The sequence below is a fragment of the Serratia sp. TSA_130.1 genome (assembly GCF_052691795.1).
In genome coordinates this window covers 893,959-909,403 of sequence record NZ_JBQZFS010000002.1, presented here as the reverse complement: position 1 = coordinate 909,403, position 15,445 = coordinate 893,959, and the positions used below count along the sequence as shown (strand labels likewise).

At 60.3% G+C, this 15,445-nt stretch carries 16 protein-coding genes; 2 read left to right on the top strand and 14 right to left on the bottom strand.

Annotated features, from left to right (window positions below; all coding sequences use genetic code 11):
- The first annotated feature begins 98 nt into the window (after nt 1–98).
- On the top strand, nt 99–314 hold the full coding sequence (gene tatA, locus ACUTQY_RS11120; RefSeq protein ID WP_004940019.1) for a Sec-independent protein translocase subunit TatA: 216 nt from the start codon (nt 99–101) through the stop codon (nt 312–314).
- A 93-nt stretch (nt 315–407) separates the two neighbouring features.
- Here tatA and lipA read toward each other — a convergent pair whose 3' ends face one another.
- The 13 genes from lipA to leuS all read right to left on the bottom strand — a co-directional run bounded on the left by lipA (nt 408) and on the right by leuS (nt 13,909).
- A complete protein-coding gene (gene lipA / locus ACUTQY_RS11115) occupies nt 408–1,373 on the bottom strand; it encodes a lipoyl synthase (protein WP_004940018.1) in 966 nt (321 codons plus the stop codon).
- Nucleotides 1,366–2,034 (bottom strand): lipoyl(octanoyl) transferase LipB, encoded by a 669-nt coding sequence (gene lipB, locus ACUTQY_RS11110; RefSeq protein WP_015376934.1) that lies wholly within the window; start codon nt 2,032–2,034, stop codon nt 1,366–1,368. Before lipB ends, lipA begins: the two co-directional genes overlap by 8 nt.
- A 134-nt stretch (nt 2,035–2,168) precedes the next feature.
- Nucleotides 2,169–2,435 carry a DUF493 family protein YbeD gene (gene ybeD, locus ACUTQY_RS11105; RefSeq protein WP_004940012.1) on the bottom strand — a complete coding sequence of 89 codons (267 nt, stop codon included), beginning with the start codon at nt 2,433–2,435 and terminating at the stop codon, nt 2,169–2,171.
- Nucleotides 2,436–2,539: 104 nt separating this feature from the next.
- The gene (gene dacA / locus ACUTQY_RS11100) at nt 2,540–3,751 is read right to left on the bottom strand and encodes a D-alanyl-D-alanine carboxypeptidase DacA (RefSeq protein WP_004940010.1); all 1,212 of its coding nucleotides are present in this window, start codon (nt 3,749–3,751) and stop codon (nt 2,540–2,542) included.
- A 180-nt stretch (nt 3,752–3,931) separates the two neighbouring features.
- On the bottom strand, nt 3,932–5,017 hold the full coding sequence (rlpA, locus tag ACUTQY_RS11095; RefSeq protein WP_046686564.1) for an endolytic peptidoglycan transglycosylase RlpA: 1,086 nt from the start codon (nt 5,015–5,017) through the stop codon (nt 3,932–3,934).
- Nucleotides 5,018–5,027: 10 nt separating this feature from the next.
- A complete protein-coding gene (gene mrdB / locus ACUTQY_RS11090) occupies nt 5,028–6,140 on the bottom strand; it encodes a peptidoglycan glycosyltransferase MrdB (protein ID WP_004940006.1) in 1,113 nt (370 codons plus the stop codon).
- An 8-nt stretch (nt 6,141–6,148) separates the two neighbouring features.
- A complete protein-coding gene (gene mrdA, locus ACUTQY_RS11085) occupies nt 6,149–8,044 on the bottom strand; it encodes a peptidoglycan DD-transpeptidase MrdA (RefSeq protein WP_033642160.1) in 1,896 nt (631 codons plus the stop codon).
- Nucleotides 8,045–8,082: 38 nt separating this feature from the next.
- Nucleotides 8,083–8,553, bottom strand: a complete 471-nt coding sequence (gene rlmH / locus ACUTQY_RS11080; protein WP_004940002.1) for a 23S rRNA (pseudouridine(1915)-N(3))-methyltransferase RlmH — start codon at nt 8,551–8,553, stop codon at nt 8,083–8,085.
- Nucleotides 8,554–8,556: 3 nt separating this feature from the next.
- A complete protein-coding gene (gene rsfS, locus ACUTQY_RS11075) occupies nt 8,557–8,874 on the bottom strand; it encodes a ribosome silencing factor (RefSeq protein WP_004940001.1) in 318 nt (105 codons plus the stop codon).
- Between the two features lie 194 nt (nt 8,875–9,068).
- Nucleotides 9,069–9,731, bottom strand: coding sequence for a nicotinate-nucleotide adenylyltransferase (nadD, locus tag ACUTQY_RS11070; RefSeq protein WP_015376938.1), 663 nt, complete (start codon nt 9,729–9,731; stop codon nt 9,069–9,071).
- Nucleotides 9,721–10,755: a DNA polymerase III subunit delta gene (holA, locus tag ACUTQY_RS11065; protein ID WP_046686565.1), complete on the bottom strand. Its 1,035-nt coding sequence runs from the start codon at nt 10,753–10,755 to the stop codon at nt 9,721–9,723. Before holA ends, nadD begins: the two co-directional genes overlap by 11 nt.
- A complete protein-coding gene (gene lptE / locus ACUTQY_RS11060) occupies nt 10,752–11,312 on the bottom strand; it encodes an LPS assembly lipoprotein LptE (RefSeq protein ID WP_033633932.1) in 561 nt (186 codons plus the stop codon). Before lptE ends, holA begins: the two co-directional genes overlap by 4 nt.
- A 14-nt stretch (nt 11,313–11,326) precedes the next feature.
- Nucleotides 11,327–13,909 carry a leucine--tRNA ligase gene (gene leuS / locus ACUTQY_RS11055; protein ID WP_046686566.1) on the bottom strand — a complete coding sequence of 861 codons (2,583 nt, stop codon included), beginning with the start codon at nt 13,907–13,909 and terminating at the stop codon, nt 11,327–11,329.
- A 285-nt stretch (nt 13,910–14,194) separates the two neighbouring features.
- On the opposite strand from leuS, the gene ACUTQY_RS11050 reads away from it, so the two are divergent.
- Nucleotides 14,195–14,677 (top strand): zinc ribbon-containing protein, encoded by a 483-nt coding sequence (locus ACUTQY_RS11050; RefSeq protein WP_025301844.1) that lies wholly within the window; start codon nt 14,195–14,197, stop codon nt 14,675–14,677.
- Between the two features lie 40 nt (nt 14,678–14,717).
- On the opposite strand, the gene ACUTQY_RS11045 is transcribed toward ACUTQY_RS11050, so the two are convergent.
- Nucleotides 14,718–15,422, bottom strand: a complete 705-nt coding sequence (locus ACUTQY_RS11045; RefSeq protein WP_033642164.1) for an FMN-dependent NADH-azoreductase — start codon at nt 15,420–15,422, stop codon at nt 14,718–14,720.
- Between the last annotated feature and the right edge of the window lie 23 nt (nt 15,423–15,445).

Sequence of the window (15,445 nt, the reverse complement as noted above, 5' to 3'; positions counted from 1 at the left end):
GTTGCGGTTGTGCGAGCCGAAGGAAAGTCGCTAAATATTCGCAGGCAAGGTCAGTTTTTCTCGCTGTTCACGCAGCGCTCTATGATAAGAAGGTGAGTATGGAAGGTATCAGCATTACCAAACTTCTGGTGATTGCGGTGTTGGTGATTTTACTGTTCGGCACCAGCAAACTGCGTACGCTCGGCGCCGATCTTGGCGCGGCGCTGAAAGGCTTTAAAAAAGCCGTGGGCGATGACAGCACGCCGCCGGCCGCCGGCAACAACGCCGCCGAAAGCCAGTCCGCTCAGCAGAGCGTCGAAAAGAAAGACGTTTAACCCCGTCTGACTGCGCGCAATAAAAAACGGATGCCTTGCGGACATCCGTTTTTTGGCGTTTCCGCCGTCTATAGCGTAACAAACTATTACGCGTTATTTCACTTCCATCCCTTTGGCCTGCAGATCGGCGTGGTAAGACGAACGCACGAACGGGCCGCAGGCGGCGTGGGTGAAGCCCATCGCCATCGCTTCTTCTTTCATCTCGTCAAACTCGGCAGGGCTGACGTAGCGCTGCACCGGCAGGTGGTGGCGGCTCGGCTGCAGGTACTGACCCAGCGTCAGCATGGTCACGCCGTGGCGACGCAGATCGCGCATCACTTCAATGATTTCCGCGTTGGTTTCGCCCAGGCCGACCATCAGGCCGGATTTGGTCGGGATATCCGGGTGCGCTTCTTTAAAGCGCTCCAGCAGCTTCAGCGACCATTCGTAGTTGGCGCCCGGACGCACCTGGCGGTAGACGCGCGGCACGTTTTCCAGGTTGTGGTTGAATACGTCCGGCGGCGTGGCGGTGAGGATCTCCAGCGCGCGGTCCATACGGCCGCGGAAGTCCGGCACCAGCGTTTCAATTTTGATGTTCGGGCTTTTGGCGCGGATGGCGGAGATGCAGTCGGCAAAGTGCTGAGCGCCGCCGTCGCGCAGATCGTCGCGGTCAACCGAAGTGATCACCACGTAACGCAGCGCCATGTCGGCGATGGTTTGCGCCAGCTTTTCCGGCTCGTTGGCGTCCGGCGCGATCGGGCGGCCGTGGGCCACATCGCAGAACGGGCAGCGGCGGGTGCAGATGGCGCCGAGGATCATAAAGGTAGCGGTACCGTGGTTGAAACACTCGGACAGGTTAGGGCACGAGGCTTCCTCACAGACGGAGTGCAGGCCGTTCTTGCGCATCGCGGCTTTGATGCCCTGAATGCGCGTTGAGTCGGCAGGCAGTTTGATCTTCATCCACTCGGGTTTACGCAACAGCTCCTGCCGTTCGGTGACCACCGTTTTGACCGGGATCAGCGCCATTTTGTCAGCATCGCGGTATTTGACGCCGCGTTCCATCTGAATTGGTTTACTCATAATCGTGCAGGTTCCAGTTACGAAGCTCGACCGTCTGGTAGCCGAGTAAATGAACAAATTCCTGTACCAGGATTGGGTGTATGTCTTCAATGCCAACGCCGGGCGCCAGCGCGCTGACCTGCGTCATCTGCATACCGGCGTAACCGCAAGGGTTGATGCGTTGGAAGGGGCTGAGATCCATTGCCACATTCAGGGCCAGGCCGTGGAATGAGCTGCCTTTGCGGATCCGCAAACCCAACGAACAGATTTTCTGCTCCCCCACGTACACGCCGGGCGCATCCGGACGGGCGCGCGATGCGAGGCGGAAGTGGGCGAGAGTGTTGATAACCGTATCTTCTATCGCCGTGACCAACTGACGTACGCCGACCTTGTTGCGTTTCAGATCGACCATCACGTACATCACCTGCTGACCCGGCCCGTGGTAGGTCACCTGGCCGCCGCGATCGCTCTGGACAACCGGGATGTCGCCGGGCATCAGCACGTGTTCGGCTTTGCCAGCCTGACCCTGGGTGAACACCGGGTGATGCTGCACCAGCCACAGCTCGTCCGGCGTGGTCTCGGTACGACTGTCGGTGAAGTTATGCATGGCTTGGGATACAGGCGCGTAGGGCTGCAACCCCAGCTGACGCAAAATGATCTTGTCTGGTTGCAAAAGAGTCATCGTCAGGTTACAGAAGTGGTAAAGCCATTATACCGGGCGCTCCGGCCTGCGACCAGCCTTTCGCTGACCAAAAATGCGCAACCCGGGAAGACGCTGCGCCATCCCGGGTTGATAAGCAGGGGTTTATGCTGGAATTACAGCACCATGCGAACAATTTCAATGTTGCCCAACTCTTCGTACAGGGTTTCGACCTGCTCGATGTGAGTGGCATTGATGGTGATGGAGACGGAGTGGTAGTTGCCTTTGCTGCTTGGCTTGACCTGCGGGTTGTAATCGCCCGGCGCATGGCGCTGCACCACTTCAACCACCTGGTCAACCAGCTCAGGCTGCGCCAGGCCCATTACCTTGTAGGTAAACGAGCAAGGGAATTCGAGCAGTTCGTTCAGTTTAGTTTTTTGCATGTGCGTGCGCTCCAGAGTGCTAGCTAATCTATAAAGTATAACTCCCGCCGGGGCGGGAGTTAGTGTTATTCACTATATGGGGACGATTTCGCCCGTTTCAACCGTTAACCGAACCAGTGGTGGAACATCAGTTTGATGTAGTCCACGATGCGGCTGAAGAAGCCGCCTTCTTTCACTTCGTTCATGACCACCAGCGGACGCTGGTCGATGGTTTTGCCGTCCAGCTGGAAGTTGATGCTGCCCACCACCTGGTTTTTCGCCAGCGGCGCGTGAATTTCCGGCGTGTTCAGCACGTAGCTGGCCTTCAGGTCTTTCATGCGGCCGCGCGGAATGGTCAGGTAGACGTCTTTGTCCACGCCCAGCTCAACGCGGTCGGCATCGCCGAACCAGACCGGCTCGGAGGCGAACTCTTTACCGACTTTCAGCGGCGCCACGGTTTCGAAGAAGCGGAAGCCCCAGGTCAGCAGTTTCTTGCTTTCGGCTTCACGGCCTTTGTAGGTGCGGCCGCCCATCACGGCGGAGATCAGGCGCATTTGGCCTTCGGTCGCCGAAGCCACCAGGTTGTAGCCCGCCGCGTCGGTATGGCCGGTTTTGATGCCGTCGACGTTCAGGCTGTTATCCCACAGCAGACCGTTGCGGTTCATCTGGCGGATATTGTTGAAGGTGAACTCTTTTTCCTTGTAGATCGCGTATTCTTCCGGCACGTCGCGGATCAGCGCCTGGCCGATCAGCGCCATGTCGCGCGCCGAGCTGTATTGGCCCTGCGCATCCAGGCCGTGCACCGTCTGGAAGTGGGTATTCTGCAGGCCCAGCTTGCTGACGTAGGTGTTCATCAGGTTGACGAACGCGTCCTGGCTGCCGGCGACGTAGTCGGCCATCGCCACGCAGGCGTCGTTACCGGACTGCAGGTTGATGCCGCGGGTCAGTTTGGAGACCGGCACGCGATCGCCCGGCTTCAGGAACATCAGCGAGGAGCCTTTGAACACCGGGTTGCCGGTCGCCCAGGCGTCCTGGCCGACGGTCACCAGATCGTCCTGGCCGATTTTGCCCGCTTTCAGCGCCTGGCCGATGACGTAGCTGGTCATCATTTTGGTCAGGCTGGCCGGATCGCGACGCGCATCGGCGTTCATCTCGGCCAGCACCTTGCCGGAGTTGTAATCAATCAGGATGTACGCTTCCGCATCGATCTGCGGGACACCTGGGATCATGGTTTTGATGTTAACGTCATCGGCGTGCGCAACGGAGGCTGCGCTCATTGCGATAACGGTGCCGAGGGCGATGCTTTTGATTAAGCGAAAAGAAGTTACTTGTTTCATGATCGGGACTACAACATCCGTGAAAGTAAAGTTAAAAAACGAGCCACACTATAGCAGATGCGATCCCGGCAGGCATTACCCATTCATCTGACTAATTGCGGTTAGTGCCCTTTTAGCTGCAAGAAAATGTTTCAGCTAAATAACCGCTTATCGGCCGTGAATGCCCGCCGGGCTTAACGCTCAGGGTGCAGCAGTAACGAAAGACTGTTGTTGCGCTTCGCTCGCCAGGCGTTGCTGCAGCTGGGCCGCCTGTTGACGGCTGCTGAACGGGCCAAGCTGGACGCGGTAAACGTTGCCGTTAGCCGCCACTTTGCCCGGGACGCCAAACTGTTGGCTCAGGCTCTGTTGCCAGCTCTGGGCGCGTTCGGCGCTGCTCAGCGCGCCGACCTGCACCACGTAGCCGCCGGAAGAGGCGGCAGCAGCCGTGCCGACAGCCGCCGCGCCGGCCGCGACCGGTGCGGCTACCGCGGCGACTTCAGGTTCGGAACCTTCCAGCACCCCGGCCGGCACCGCGCTCGGCGCGCCGAGGAAACCGCTGCGGCCGTTGGCGGCATTGCCGCCGGCAGCTGGGGAGCTGTTGTCGTCGGTGCGCAGGGTGCTGTTATCGATCGGGCGCACCGCCGCGCCGCTGGCGATCGGCGCCTCCTGTTGAATAGGGGTGCCCATGCCGCTGGAGCCGAGATCCGGGCGCGCCGGCAGGGCGTAGCTCTGTTTCGCCACGATGGTGCCGATGGTGCCGGGGCCGCTCAGCGTGCCGTCCGGCGCCACGTTGATGAAATCTACCTTGACCTTGGTGTTGTTGGACAGGTTGAGGCGGTCGGCGGCGGCTTTCGACAGATCGATGATGCGGCCCTTGGTGTATGGCCCGCGATCGTTGACGCGCACCACCAGCTGACGGCCGTTGGCCAGGTTAGTGACGCGCACATAGCTTGGGATTGGCAGGGTCGGATGCGCCGCCGTCAGGCCGTTGGGGTCAAACTGCTCGCCCAGCGCCGTGGTGTTGCCGTTGGCCTCTTCGCCATACCAGGCCGCCAGGCCGGTCTGCGAGAAGTTCTGCGGATCTTTTACGATGCGGTAAGTATCGCCATTAACCTTATAATCCTGCATGTTATTAGGGTTATAGGGTTCATATTGAGGCTCGACGCCGCCGATTTCCACCACCGGGCCGTTGTACGGCTGCGGAGGGGCTTGCTGTTCCGTGGTCGGGGCGGTACAGGCGGAGAGCAACACCGCCGCGACGCCGATCCAAAGCCATTCCTTACGCATTACTCACCTCTTATAAACTTTTAGACAGCATTTTCCGATGCGTGTGGATCGACATGATGATGCCGAAACCGGCCATCAACACTATCAGCGCCGAACCCCCGTAACTGACCAGAGGCAAAGGTACGCCAACTACCGGCAAAATGCCACTGACCATACCGATGTTAACAAAGACATAAACGAACAAAATCAGCATCAAGCCGCCGACCATGACGCGGCCAAAGGTGGTTTGCGCCTTGGCGGCGATCATCAGCCCGCGGATGATCACCAGCAGGTAAAGCGCCAGCAGCACCAGCACCCCGATCAGCCCCAGCTCTTCGGCCAGGACGGCGAAGATAAAGTCGGTATGGCGCTCCGGCAGAAACTCCAGCTGTGACTGGGTGCCGTGCAGCCAGCCCTTGCCGGACAGGCCGCCGGAGCCGATGGCGATCTTGGATTGAATGATGTGATAACCGGCGCCGAGCGGGTCGCTCTCCGGATCGAGCAGCATCATGACGCGGTCGCGCTGATAGCCGTGCATCAGGAAGAACCACAGCACCGGGATGAAGGCCGCCAGCGCGACGGCGGCGACGGCGATCAGCTTCCAGCTCATGCCGGACAGGAACAGTACGAACAGGCCGGAAGCGGCGATCAGGATAGAGGTGCCCAGATCCGGCTGCGCGGCCACCAGCAGCGTCGGCAGGAAGATCAGCACCAGCGCGATGGCGGTGTTTTTCAGCGAAGGCGGGCAGACGTCGCGGTTCATAAAGCGCGCCACCATCAGCGGCACGGCGATCTTGGCGATTTCCGACGGCTGGAAGCGCACTACGCCGAGATCCAACCAGCGCTGCGCGCCTTTACTGATCTGCCCGAAGGCGTCCACCAGGATCAGCAAAATCACGCAGAAGATATACAGATAGGGCGCCCAGCTTTCGTACACGCGCGGCGGGATCTGCGCCATGACGGCCATCACGATCAGCCCCATGACGATCTGCCCGATCTTGCGCTCCATCATGCCGATGTCCTGGCCGCTGGCGCTCCACATCACGAAGGCGCTGTAGACCAACAGGGCCAGGATCAGCAGCAGGAACGTCGGGTCGATGTGGATTTTGGTCCAGATCGAGCCTTTTTGTTGGCTTTCAGTCATGTTCTACCTTAGTCACCTTCTACGCCAGGCGGCAGCGGAGCTTCGCTTGGCAATTGCGTATTGTTGTCGCCCAGCAGAATGTGGTCGAGGATCTGGCGGGTGATGGTCCCCACCGCCGGACCGGAGCCGCCGTTTTCCAGAATGATGGCGACCGACACCGTCGGGTTGTTGAACGGTGCGAAGGCGGTCATCAGTTTGTGATCGCGCAGGTGCTCCGCCAGTTTGTGGGCGTTGTAGGTTTCATAGCCGAATACCTGTGCGGTACCCGATTTCGCCGCGGCTTTATAAGGTGCGTCCGCAAAGTATTTGCGCGCCGTCCCGTTCGGACGGTTGGCCACACCGTACATGCCGTCTTTGGCAATTTCCCAGAAGCCGGAGTGAATATCGCCGATCTGCGTGTTTTCTTCCTGTTTGAACGGCACCAGCGCGCCGTTGATGCGGGTGCTCTGCAGCAGGTGCGGCGTTTTGACGGTGCCGTCGTTGATCAGGGTGTTCAGCGCCTTGGCCATCTGGATCGGCGTCGCGGTCCAGTAACCCTGGCCGATGCCTACCGGAATGGTGTCGCCCTGATACCACGGTTTTTTATAGCGTTTCTGCTTCCATTCGCGCGTCGGCATCAGGCCGGAGCGCTCTTCGGACAGATCGATGCCGGTGTACTGGCCGTAACCGAATTTGGTCAGCCAGGTCGACAGCCGATCGATCCCCATGTCATAAGCGACCTGGTAGAAATAGGTATCTGCGGACTCTTCCAGCGCCTTGGTGACGTTCAGGCGGCCGTGGCCCCATTTCTTCCAGTCGCGAAAGCGTTTTTCCGAGCCGGGCAATTGCCACCAGCCGGGATCGAACACCACGGTGTTTTTGGTGATCACCCCGGCGCTCAGCGCCGACACCGCGATATAAGGCTTCACCGTCGAGGCGGGCGGGTAGACCCCCTGGGTGGCGCGGTTGATCAGCGGGCGATTCGGATCGTTCAGCAACCCCTGATAGTCCTTGCTGGAAATGCCGTCGACGAACAGGTTCGGATCGTAGCTCGGGTTGGAGACCATCGCCAGGATGGCGCCGGTGCGCGGATCGCTCACCACCACCGCGGCGCGGCTGCCGACCAACAGCTGTTCGATATAGCGCTGCAGGTTAAGATCGAGCGTCAGGTAGACGTCCTGACCGGCGGAAGGCGGCTGTTCGTGCAATTGGCGGATCACCCGGCCGCGGTTGTTGACCTCGACCTCTTCATAGCCGGTTTTGCCGTGCAGCGTGTCTTCGTAATAGCGTTCGATGCCCAGCTTGCCGATATCGTGGGTGGCGGCGTAGTTGGCCAGTTTGCCGTCTTTGTCCAGCCGCTCGACGTCGCGATCGTTGATCTTCGACACGTAGCCGGTGACGTGGGTGAGGGCGGAGCCGTAGGGGTAGTAGCGGCGCTGGTAGCCTTTCACTTCCACACCCGGGAAGCGGAACTGATTGACCGCAAAACGGGCGACTTGCACCTCGGTCAGCGCGGTTTTCACCGGAATGGAGACGAAACGGCGCGAGCGCTTGCGCTCTTTTTCGAAATTGGTGATGTCGTCATCGGTCAAGTCGACCACCGGGCGCAGCGCCTGCAGCGTGGCTTTGAGATCGTCGACCTTTTCCGGCATCAGTTCCAGCTGATAAATGGTGCGGTTGAGCGCCAGCGGAGTGCCGTTGCGATCGTAGATAATGCCGCGGCTGGGCGCGATGGGCACCAGCTTGATGCGGTTTTCGTTGGAGCGGGTGCGGTAATCCTCGACGCGGACCACTTGCAGATTATACAGGTTGGCGATCAGGATGCCGGACAGCACCAGGATGACCAAGAACGCCACCAGGGCGCGGCGTACAAACAGGGCGGATTCAGCCGTATAGTCGCGAAAAGGGTTACGTTCTATTTTCATCCCGCTGCTTTATTTCACTCTGTCACGGTCACCACCGGCTATTCCCGGTGGTAAGGATGATTTGTAGTAATACTCCAGGCGCGGTAGAGGCTTTCGGCCACCAGGACGCGCACCAAAGGATGCGGCAGTGTCAACGGAGAAAGCGACCAACTCTGCTCGGCAGCGGCTTTGCAGGCGGGCGCCAGCCCTTCCGGGCCGCCGATCAGCAAGCTGACGTTGCGGCCATCCTGCTTCCAGCGCTCAAGCTGCTGCGCCAGCTGCGGCGTTTCCCACGGCGTGCCTGGGATATCCAGCGTAACGATGCGGTTGCCTTTGCCCACCGCCGCCAGCATTTGTTCGCCTTCCTTGTCCAGAATGCGTTTGATGTCGGCGTTTTTGCCGCGTTTGCCGGCCGGGATCTCGGTCAGCTCAAACGGCATATCTTTGGGAAAGCGGTGCAGGTAATCCATAAAGCCGGTTTGCACCCAGTCTGGCATTTTGGTGCCGACCGCCACCAATTGCAGTTTCACCGCTTAGCTCCAGAGTTTTTCCAGCTCGTACAGGCGACGGCTTTCTTCCTGCATCACGTGCACGATCACTTCGCCCAGATCGACCACGATCCAGTCGGAGGCTTCCTGGCCTTTCATGCCAAACAGCTCCATGCCCGCGGCGCGGGATTCCTGCACCACGTGGCTGGCGATCGACATCACGTGGCGAGTCGACGTGCCGGTGCAGATGATCATGCAATCGGTGATGCTGGATTTGCCCTGTACGTCCAGAGCGACAATGTCTTGGCCTTTGAGGTCATCGATTTTATCGATGACGAAATCTTGGAGCGCTTTACCTTGCAAAGGTTCCCCCTCGGGTATGTTCTGTTCAGTCGGCTGCGGCGGGCAACATGCGCGCGCCGCGGCGTAACCGGATAAAGGTTTCGGCAGGCTGCCGCTGAAAGCCAGCTAACTGGTGACTGCCCGGCCAGCTAAGGTTTCCGGGGTTTTCAGCGGATACCTGAAAAATAGCGGCGCAGTATATCACGCACCTTTCGCTAGCGATATAAACCCTGCAACTCGATATAGCGCTGCACCGGGCGCGGCAGCAGATCGTCGCAGTTGAGGCCCTGATGGCGGCGCTGGCGGATCTCGGTGGCGGAAATTTCCAGCTCCGGCGTATCGGCCAGATAGATATGGCCGTGCGGGCGGCGGCTGAGCAGCGCCGGGTCGGCGGTGCGATGACGTTCCAGCCACTGCTGCAGTTCCGGCGTGTCCATGCGATCGTTATAGCCCGGGCGCGCCAACACCAGCAGATGGCAGACGTCCAACAGCGCCTGCCAGCGATGCCATTTATGCAGCGTCAGCAGCGAGTCCTGGCCAATAATAAACGCCAGCGGCTGGGCGGCGCCACGCTCTTTACGAATCGTTTCCAGCGTCTCGATGGTGTAGGAGGGGGTGGTGCGATGCAGTTCGCGATCGTCGACCGCGAACAGCGGATTGCCGGCGATCGCCAGCTCGACCATCTTCAAGCGCTGCTGTGCGTTGGCCTCGGGCTGCGGGCGGTGCGGCGGCACGTGGTTAGGCAGCAGCGTGACGCGATTCAGGCCCACTTCGGCGGCCAGCGCCTCCACCGGCCGCAGATGGCCGTAGTGGATCGGATCAAAGGTGCCGCCAAACAGCGCGTGCAATACGGTGGGGTGTTCCGGATTAGTGGGCATCGGTAAAACTCGTGGCCAGGGGTTTGCCGCACAGCAGCATCGACAGGGTTTCCAGTTCCGGCCAGACCGACTGGCCATAGTCCTGCTTGAGGGTCAGCTCGATTTGCGTCAGCAGCTGTACCGCTTGCTGCAGCTGGGCGCCGGACAGGCGTTGCAGCGCCTGGGTCACCAGCGGGCGGCGGTTCTGCCAGACCTTGTGCTGATCGAACAGCGTGCGCAGCGGCGCGGACGCCATGCGGCGCTGCAGCGTCAGCAACAGCAGCAGTTCGCGCTGCAGGGTGCGCAACAGGATCACCGGCTCGACATCCTCTTGCTGCAGCTGCTGTAAAATATGCCAGGCGCGCTTGCTCTTGCCGGCCAGCAAGGCGTCCAGCCAGTGGAACGGCGTGAAGTGGGCGGCGTCGTTCACCGCCTGCTCGACGCGCGGCAGGGTGAGCTTGCCGTCCGGGTGCAGCAGCGACAGCCGCTCCAACGCCTGCGACAGCGCCAGCAGGTTGCCTTCGTAGCAGTAGCACAGCAGCTGATTGGCGGCGTCGTCCAACTCCAGCTTCATCGCCTTGGCGCGCGCGGCGACCCAGCGCGGCAGCTGTGCCTGCTCCGGCGTCTGGCAACTGACGAGGGCGCCGTGCGGGCTGAGCGCCTTGAACCAGGCGCTGTTTTCCTGCGCTTTGGTGAGGCGCGGGCCGCGCAAGATCAGCAGGATGTCGTCGTGCAGCAGGGTGGCGAGCTTGGTCAGCTGTTCACCGATCGGCGCCGTCGGGCCGTTTTCCGGGAAAATCAGCAGCAGCGTCTGGCGGCTGGCGAACAGGCTCATCGCCTGGCAGATGCCGAAGATGGCGTCCCAGTCGGTGTGGGCGTCGAGGGAAATGCTGTAGTGCTCGCTGAACTGCTGCTGTTGCGCGGTCTGCCGGAGCAGATCCTGGCTTTCCTGCAGCAGCAGCGGTTCATTGCCGCTCAATAAATAACAAGCGCGCAGCCCCTCTCGGAGCTGCGCGGCAAGTTGTTCCGGATAAATGCGGATCATTGTGCGGTTTGGCTTGCCGCTCGTTCGCCGACGGCAGCGGCTTTCTGCCGGTTTTCTTCTTCCGCCGCGTGCACGGTCAGCAGTTTGCGCACCAGCTGTTGCGCCGCCTGCTCACGCATTTCCTGGCGAATGATCTCCTGCTCGGAGTCTTTGGCCAGCGCGGTCAGCGGGTTGTCGAAGAACGAACGGAACACTTTCACCGACAGCGGATACAGGTCATGCCCCGGGATCAGCACCTGGGCCTGCACGGTTAGCACCAGCTGATACTCGGCGGTTTTACCGTCCTGGAAGATCGAGGCGGTATCCTGGCTTTCCGTCGCGCCGACGATGCGCAGAGAAGGCACGTCTTTACGCTTCGGATCGCTGACGATGGTCACGGCGTTCAAACGCAGTTGCTCACGCACCGCGCGCGTCAATGGCCCGTAAGGATCCGAACTGTCCAGGATCAGCGTTTTCATTTCATTAGGCACCTGCGTGGTGCCACGCAGGTGAAAACCGCAGCCGGCGGTGACCAGCACCGCCAACCCCAGCAACAGCGTCAGAATACGTTGTCGCACAACTCCTCCTTGTGTTAACCCACAACCAGGTTAAGCAGTTTGCCCGGAACATAGATCACTTTGCGAATCGTGACGCCGTCCAGATATTTAGCCACCAGATGCTCTTCGGCAGCGCGCGCGCGCACTTGCTCTTCGGTCGCATCGGCAGATACGGTGATTTTAGCGCGAACCTTGCCGTTCACCTGCACCACCACCAGCTTGGAGTCCTCGACCATCGCCTGCTCGTCGGCAACCGGCCATGGCGCGGTGTCCACGTCGCCTTCGCCGCCCAGCGCCTGCCACAGGGCGAAGCACACGTGCGGGGTGAACGGATACAGCATGCGAACGACGGCCAGCAGCGCTTCCTGCAGCAGCGCGCGATCCTGCTCGCTCTCCTGCGGCGCGCGGGCCAGTTTGTTCATCAGCTCCATCACGGCGGCGATCGCGGTGTTGAAGGTCTGGCGGCGGCCGATATCGTCGGTCACTTTGGCGATGGTTTTATGCAGATCGCGGCGCAGCGCTTTCTGCTCTTCGTTCAGCGACGCCACGTCCAGCGGCTGTACCGCGCCTTTTTCCACGTGATCGTAGGCCAGTTTCCATACGCGTTTCAGGAAGCGGTTAGCCCCTTCCACGCCGGATTCCTGCCACTCCAGCGTCATTTCTGCCGGTGAAGCGAACATCATGAACAGACGCACGGTGTCCGCGCCGTATTTTTCCACCATCTCCTGCGGGTCGATGCCGTTGTTCTTCGACTTCGACATTTTGCTCATGCCAGCATAGACCAGTTCACGGCCTTGCGGATCGGTGGCCTTGATGATGCGGCCTTTGTCATCGCGCTCGACGGTGGCGTCAACCGGGGATACCCAGACGCGCTCGCCGCTGTTGCCGGTGTAGTAGAAGGCGTCGGCTAGCACCATGCCCTGACACAGCAGGCGCTTGGCCGGCTCATCGGAATCCACCAGGCCCGCATCGCGCATCAGCTTGTGGAAGAAGCGGAAGTACATCAGGTGCATGATGGCGTGCTCGATGCCGCCGATATATTGATCGACCGGCAGCCAGTAGTTAGCGGCTGCCGGATCCAGCATGCCCTGGTCATACTGTGGGCAGGTGTAGCGCGCGTAGTACCAGGAGGACTCCATAAAGGTGTCGAAGGTGTCGGTTTCGCGCAGCGCAGGCTGGCCGTTGACGGTGGTCTTCGCCCACTCAGGGTCGGCCTTGATCGGGCTGGTGATGCCGTCCATGACCACGTCTTCCGGCAGGATCACCGGCAGTTGGTCTTCCGGCGTCGGCATCACGGTGCCGTCTTCCAGCGTCACCATCGGGATTGGCGCGCCCCAGTAACGCTGACGGGAAACGCCCCAGTCGCGCAGACGGTAATTGACCTTGCGCTGGCCGACGCCTTTGGCGACCAGTTTGTCGGCGATGGCGTTAAAGCCCGCTTCGTTGTCCAGACCGTCAAACTCGCCGGAGTTGAACAGCACGCCTTTGTCGGTCATCGCTTCGGCGCTCACGTCAGGCTGGCTGCCGTCGAGGTTCAGGATCACCGGTTTGATCGGCAAATCATATTTGGTGGCGAATTCCCAGTCGCGCTGGTCGTGCGCCGGCACCGCCATCACGGCGCCGGTGCCGTATTCCATCAGCACGAAGTTGGCGACCCACACCGGCAGCTTCTCGCCGCTCAGCGGATGGACAACGAACAGGCCAGTCGGCATGCCTTTCTTCTCCATCGTCGCCATTTCGGCTTCGGCCACTTTGGTGTTGCGGCATTCGTCGATGAAGTCGGTCAGCGCCGGGTTGTTGTGTGCGCCCTGTTGCGCCAGCGGGTGGCCCGCGGCGACCGCCACGTAGGTGGCGCCCATGAAGGTGTCGGGACGGGTGGTATAAACCGTCAGCTTCTCTTCGCTGCCAGCCACGTCGAAGGTGATTTCCACGCCTTCGGAGCGGCCAATCCAGTTGCGCTGCATGGTTTTCACCTGCTCCGGCCAGCTTTCCAGCGTGTCCAGATCGTTCAGCAGCTGATCGGCGTAGGCGGTGATTTTGATGAACCACTGCGGGATCTCTTTACGCTCGACCTTGGTGTCGCAGCGCCAGCAGCAGCCGTCGATAACCTGTTCGTTGGCCAGCACGGTCAGATCGTGCGGGCACCAGTTCACCGCCGAGGTCTTCTTGTAGACCAGGCCTTTTTCATACAGCTTGGTGAAGAACCACTGTTCCCAGCGATAGTATTCCGGCTGGCAGGTGGCGATTTCGCGATCCCAGTCGTAGCCGAAGCCCAGCAGTTTCAGCTGGTTCTTCATGTATTCGATGTTGTCGTAGGTCCACGGGGCCGGTGCGGTGTTGTTTTTCACCGCCGCGCCTTCCGCCGGCAGGCCGAACGCATCCCAGCCGATCGGCTGCAGTACGTTTTTGCCCAGCATGCGCTGATAGCGCGAGATCACGTCGCCGATAGTGTAGTTACGAACGTGGCCCATGTGCAGTCGGCCGGACGGGTAAGGCAGCATGGATAGGCAGTAGTACTTTTCCTTGCTGTCGTCTTCGGTAACTTTGAAAGTCTGCTTCTCTTGCCAGTGAAGCTGTACGTTCGATTCTATGTCTTCTGGACGGTATTGCTCTTGCATGGCGGCCGGTGGTCCTGTAGGTGTAAACCGTTGCCCCGGTCAGAGGCAACGCAATGAACATTTAGTATTCGTAGATCCGCATAGCATAGCTGATAAGACCTCCCGGCAACAACTCCAAGCGCCTGACTCGGCGCATTTAAAAAAAACGCCGCCATGACGCGGCTCACAACCTGCGGATCCCGCGTCTTGCCAAGTGACATCAGTCATTTACGGCTAAAATAAGAACAAGTAGCTTAAGGGTATCCCCATGGCCAAGTCCGGCGCAGCGTTTATCGAGGAGAGTCTATGAACAAGGTTGCTCAGTATTACCGCGAATTGGTGGCATCGCTGACCGAACGTCTGAAAAACGGCGAACGCGATATCGACGAACTGGTGGCCAGCGCGGAGCGGCGGTTGAACGAGGCCGAAGATCTGACGCGCGACGAGGTGCGGCAGGTGACGCAGGCGGTGCGGCGCGATCTGGAAGAGTTCGCCCGCAGCTATCAGGAAAGCCGGGACGAGTTTACCGACAGCGTGTTTATGCGGGTGATTAAGGAGAGCCTGTGGCAGGAACTGGCGGATATCACCGATAAAACCCAGTTGGAGTGGCGCGAGGTGTTCAAGGATGTCAGCCACCACGGCGTGTATCACAGCGGTGAAGTGGTGGGGCTGGGCAATCTGGTCTGCGAACAATGTCACTACCACCTGGCGTTTTACACGCCGGAAGTGCTGCCGCTCTGCCCGAAATGCGGTCACGACCAATTCCAGCGTCGGCCATTTGAACCCTGATGACGTCCCCCGTCGCGGCGGGGGACGCTGACGTTTACCGTTAACGGAACAGTTTCTTCAGCAGGTTGCTCAGGAAACCGCCGCTGACGGCTTCTTGGGCGACGTTTGCCGGCGCCGGTGCGCTGGCCGGGACGGCGACGCCGGCCGGGATTTTCTGCGCGACCGCGATGCGGCTGTCCTGGGCGGCTTTCTCCGCCGCTTCCGGGCCGTAGGCGAAGCCTTCCGCCAGCACGAATTCAACGTCGGTGATGCCGATAAAGCCCAGGAACAGTTTCACGTACGGGGTGATCAGATCCGTCGGCGTGTCGGCGTGGATGCCGCCGCGGCTGGAGATGACGATCGCTTTCTTGCCCGTCACCAGCCCTTCGGCGCCGGCGGAGGTGTAGCGGAACGTCTGACCGGCGCGGGCGATCAGATCGAAGTAGATCTTCAGCTGCGTCGGGATGTTGAAGTTGTACATCGGGGCGCTGATGATCAGCGTGTCGTGCGACTTCAGCTCGGCAATCAGCTCATCGGACAGCGCCAGGGTGCTTTGCTGATGCGGCGTCAACGGTTTGTCGCCGGCGGTAAAGCCGGCCATCACTTCGCCATCCAGCTCCGGCAGCGTTGGGTTGGCCAAGTCGCGCACGGTGAAAGTGTCTTCCGGATGAGCTTCACGCCATTGTTCAACAAAAAAATCGACTAATTTTCCAGACTGGGAATATTCACCCAGAATACTTGATTTCAGGACCAGTACGCGGCTCATTGGCTTATCTCCAGGCGAAGTGT

What these genes read in the sequence shown, in the direction of transcription:
- rlpA (WP_046686564.1), bottom strand. Translation starts at nt 5,017, where the DNA reads ATGCGTAAGGAATGGCTTTGGATCGGCGTCGCGGCGGTGTTGCTCTCC.
- lipB (WP_015376934.1), bottom strand. Translation starts at nt 2,034, where the DNA reads ATGACTCTTTTGCAACCAGACAAGATCATTTTGCGTCAGCTGGGGTTG.
- holA (WP_046686565.1), bottom strand. Translation starts at nt 10,755, where the DNA reads ATGATCCGCATTTATCCGGAACAACTTGCCGCGCAGCTCCGAGAGGGG.
- ACUTQY_RS11050 (WP_025301844.1), top strand. Translation starts at nt 14,195, where the DNA reads ATGAACAAGGTTGCTCAGTATTACCGCGAATTGGTGGCATCGCTGACC.
- nadD (WP_015376938.1), bottom strand. Translation starts at nt 9,731, where the DNA reads ATGCCCACTAATCCGGAACACCCCACCGTATTGCACGCGCTGTTTGGC.
- leuS (WP_046686566.1), bottom strand. Translation starts at nt 13,909, where the DNA reads ATGCAAGAGCAATACCGTCCAGAAGACATAGAATCGAACGTACAGCTT.
- mrdA (WP_033642160.1), bottom strand. Translation starts at nt 8,044, where the DNA reads ATGAAAATAGAACGTAACCCTTTTCGCGACTATACGGCTGAATCCGCC.
- mrdB (WP_004940006.1), bottom strand. Translation starts at nt 6,140, where the DNA reads ATGACTGAAAGCCAACAAAAAGGCTCGATCTGGACCAAAATCCACATC.
- dacA (WP_004940010.1), bottom strand. Translation starts at nt 3,751, where the DNA reads ATGAAACAAGTAACTTCTTTTCGCTTAATCAAAAGCATCGCCCTCGGC.
- ybeD (WP_004940012.1), bottom strand. Translation starts at nt 2,435, where the DNA reads ATGCAAAAAACTAAACTGAACGAACTGCTCGAATTCCCTTGCTCGTTT.
- lipA (WP_004940018.1), bottom strand. Translation starts at nt 1,373, where the DNA reads ATGAGTAAACCAATTCAGATGGAACGCGGCGTCAAATACCGCGATGCT.
- tatA (WP_004940019.1), top strand. Translation starts at nt 99, where the DNA reads ATGGAAGGTATCAGCATTACCAAACTTCTGGTGATTGCGGTGTTGGTG.
- ACUTQY_RS11045 (WP_033642164.1), bottom strand. Translation starts at nt 15,422, where the DNA reads ATGAGCCGCGTACTGGTCCTGAAATCAAGTATTCTGGGTGAATATTCC.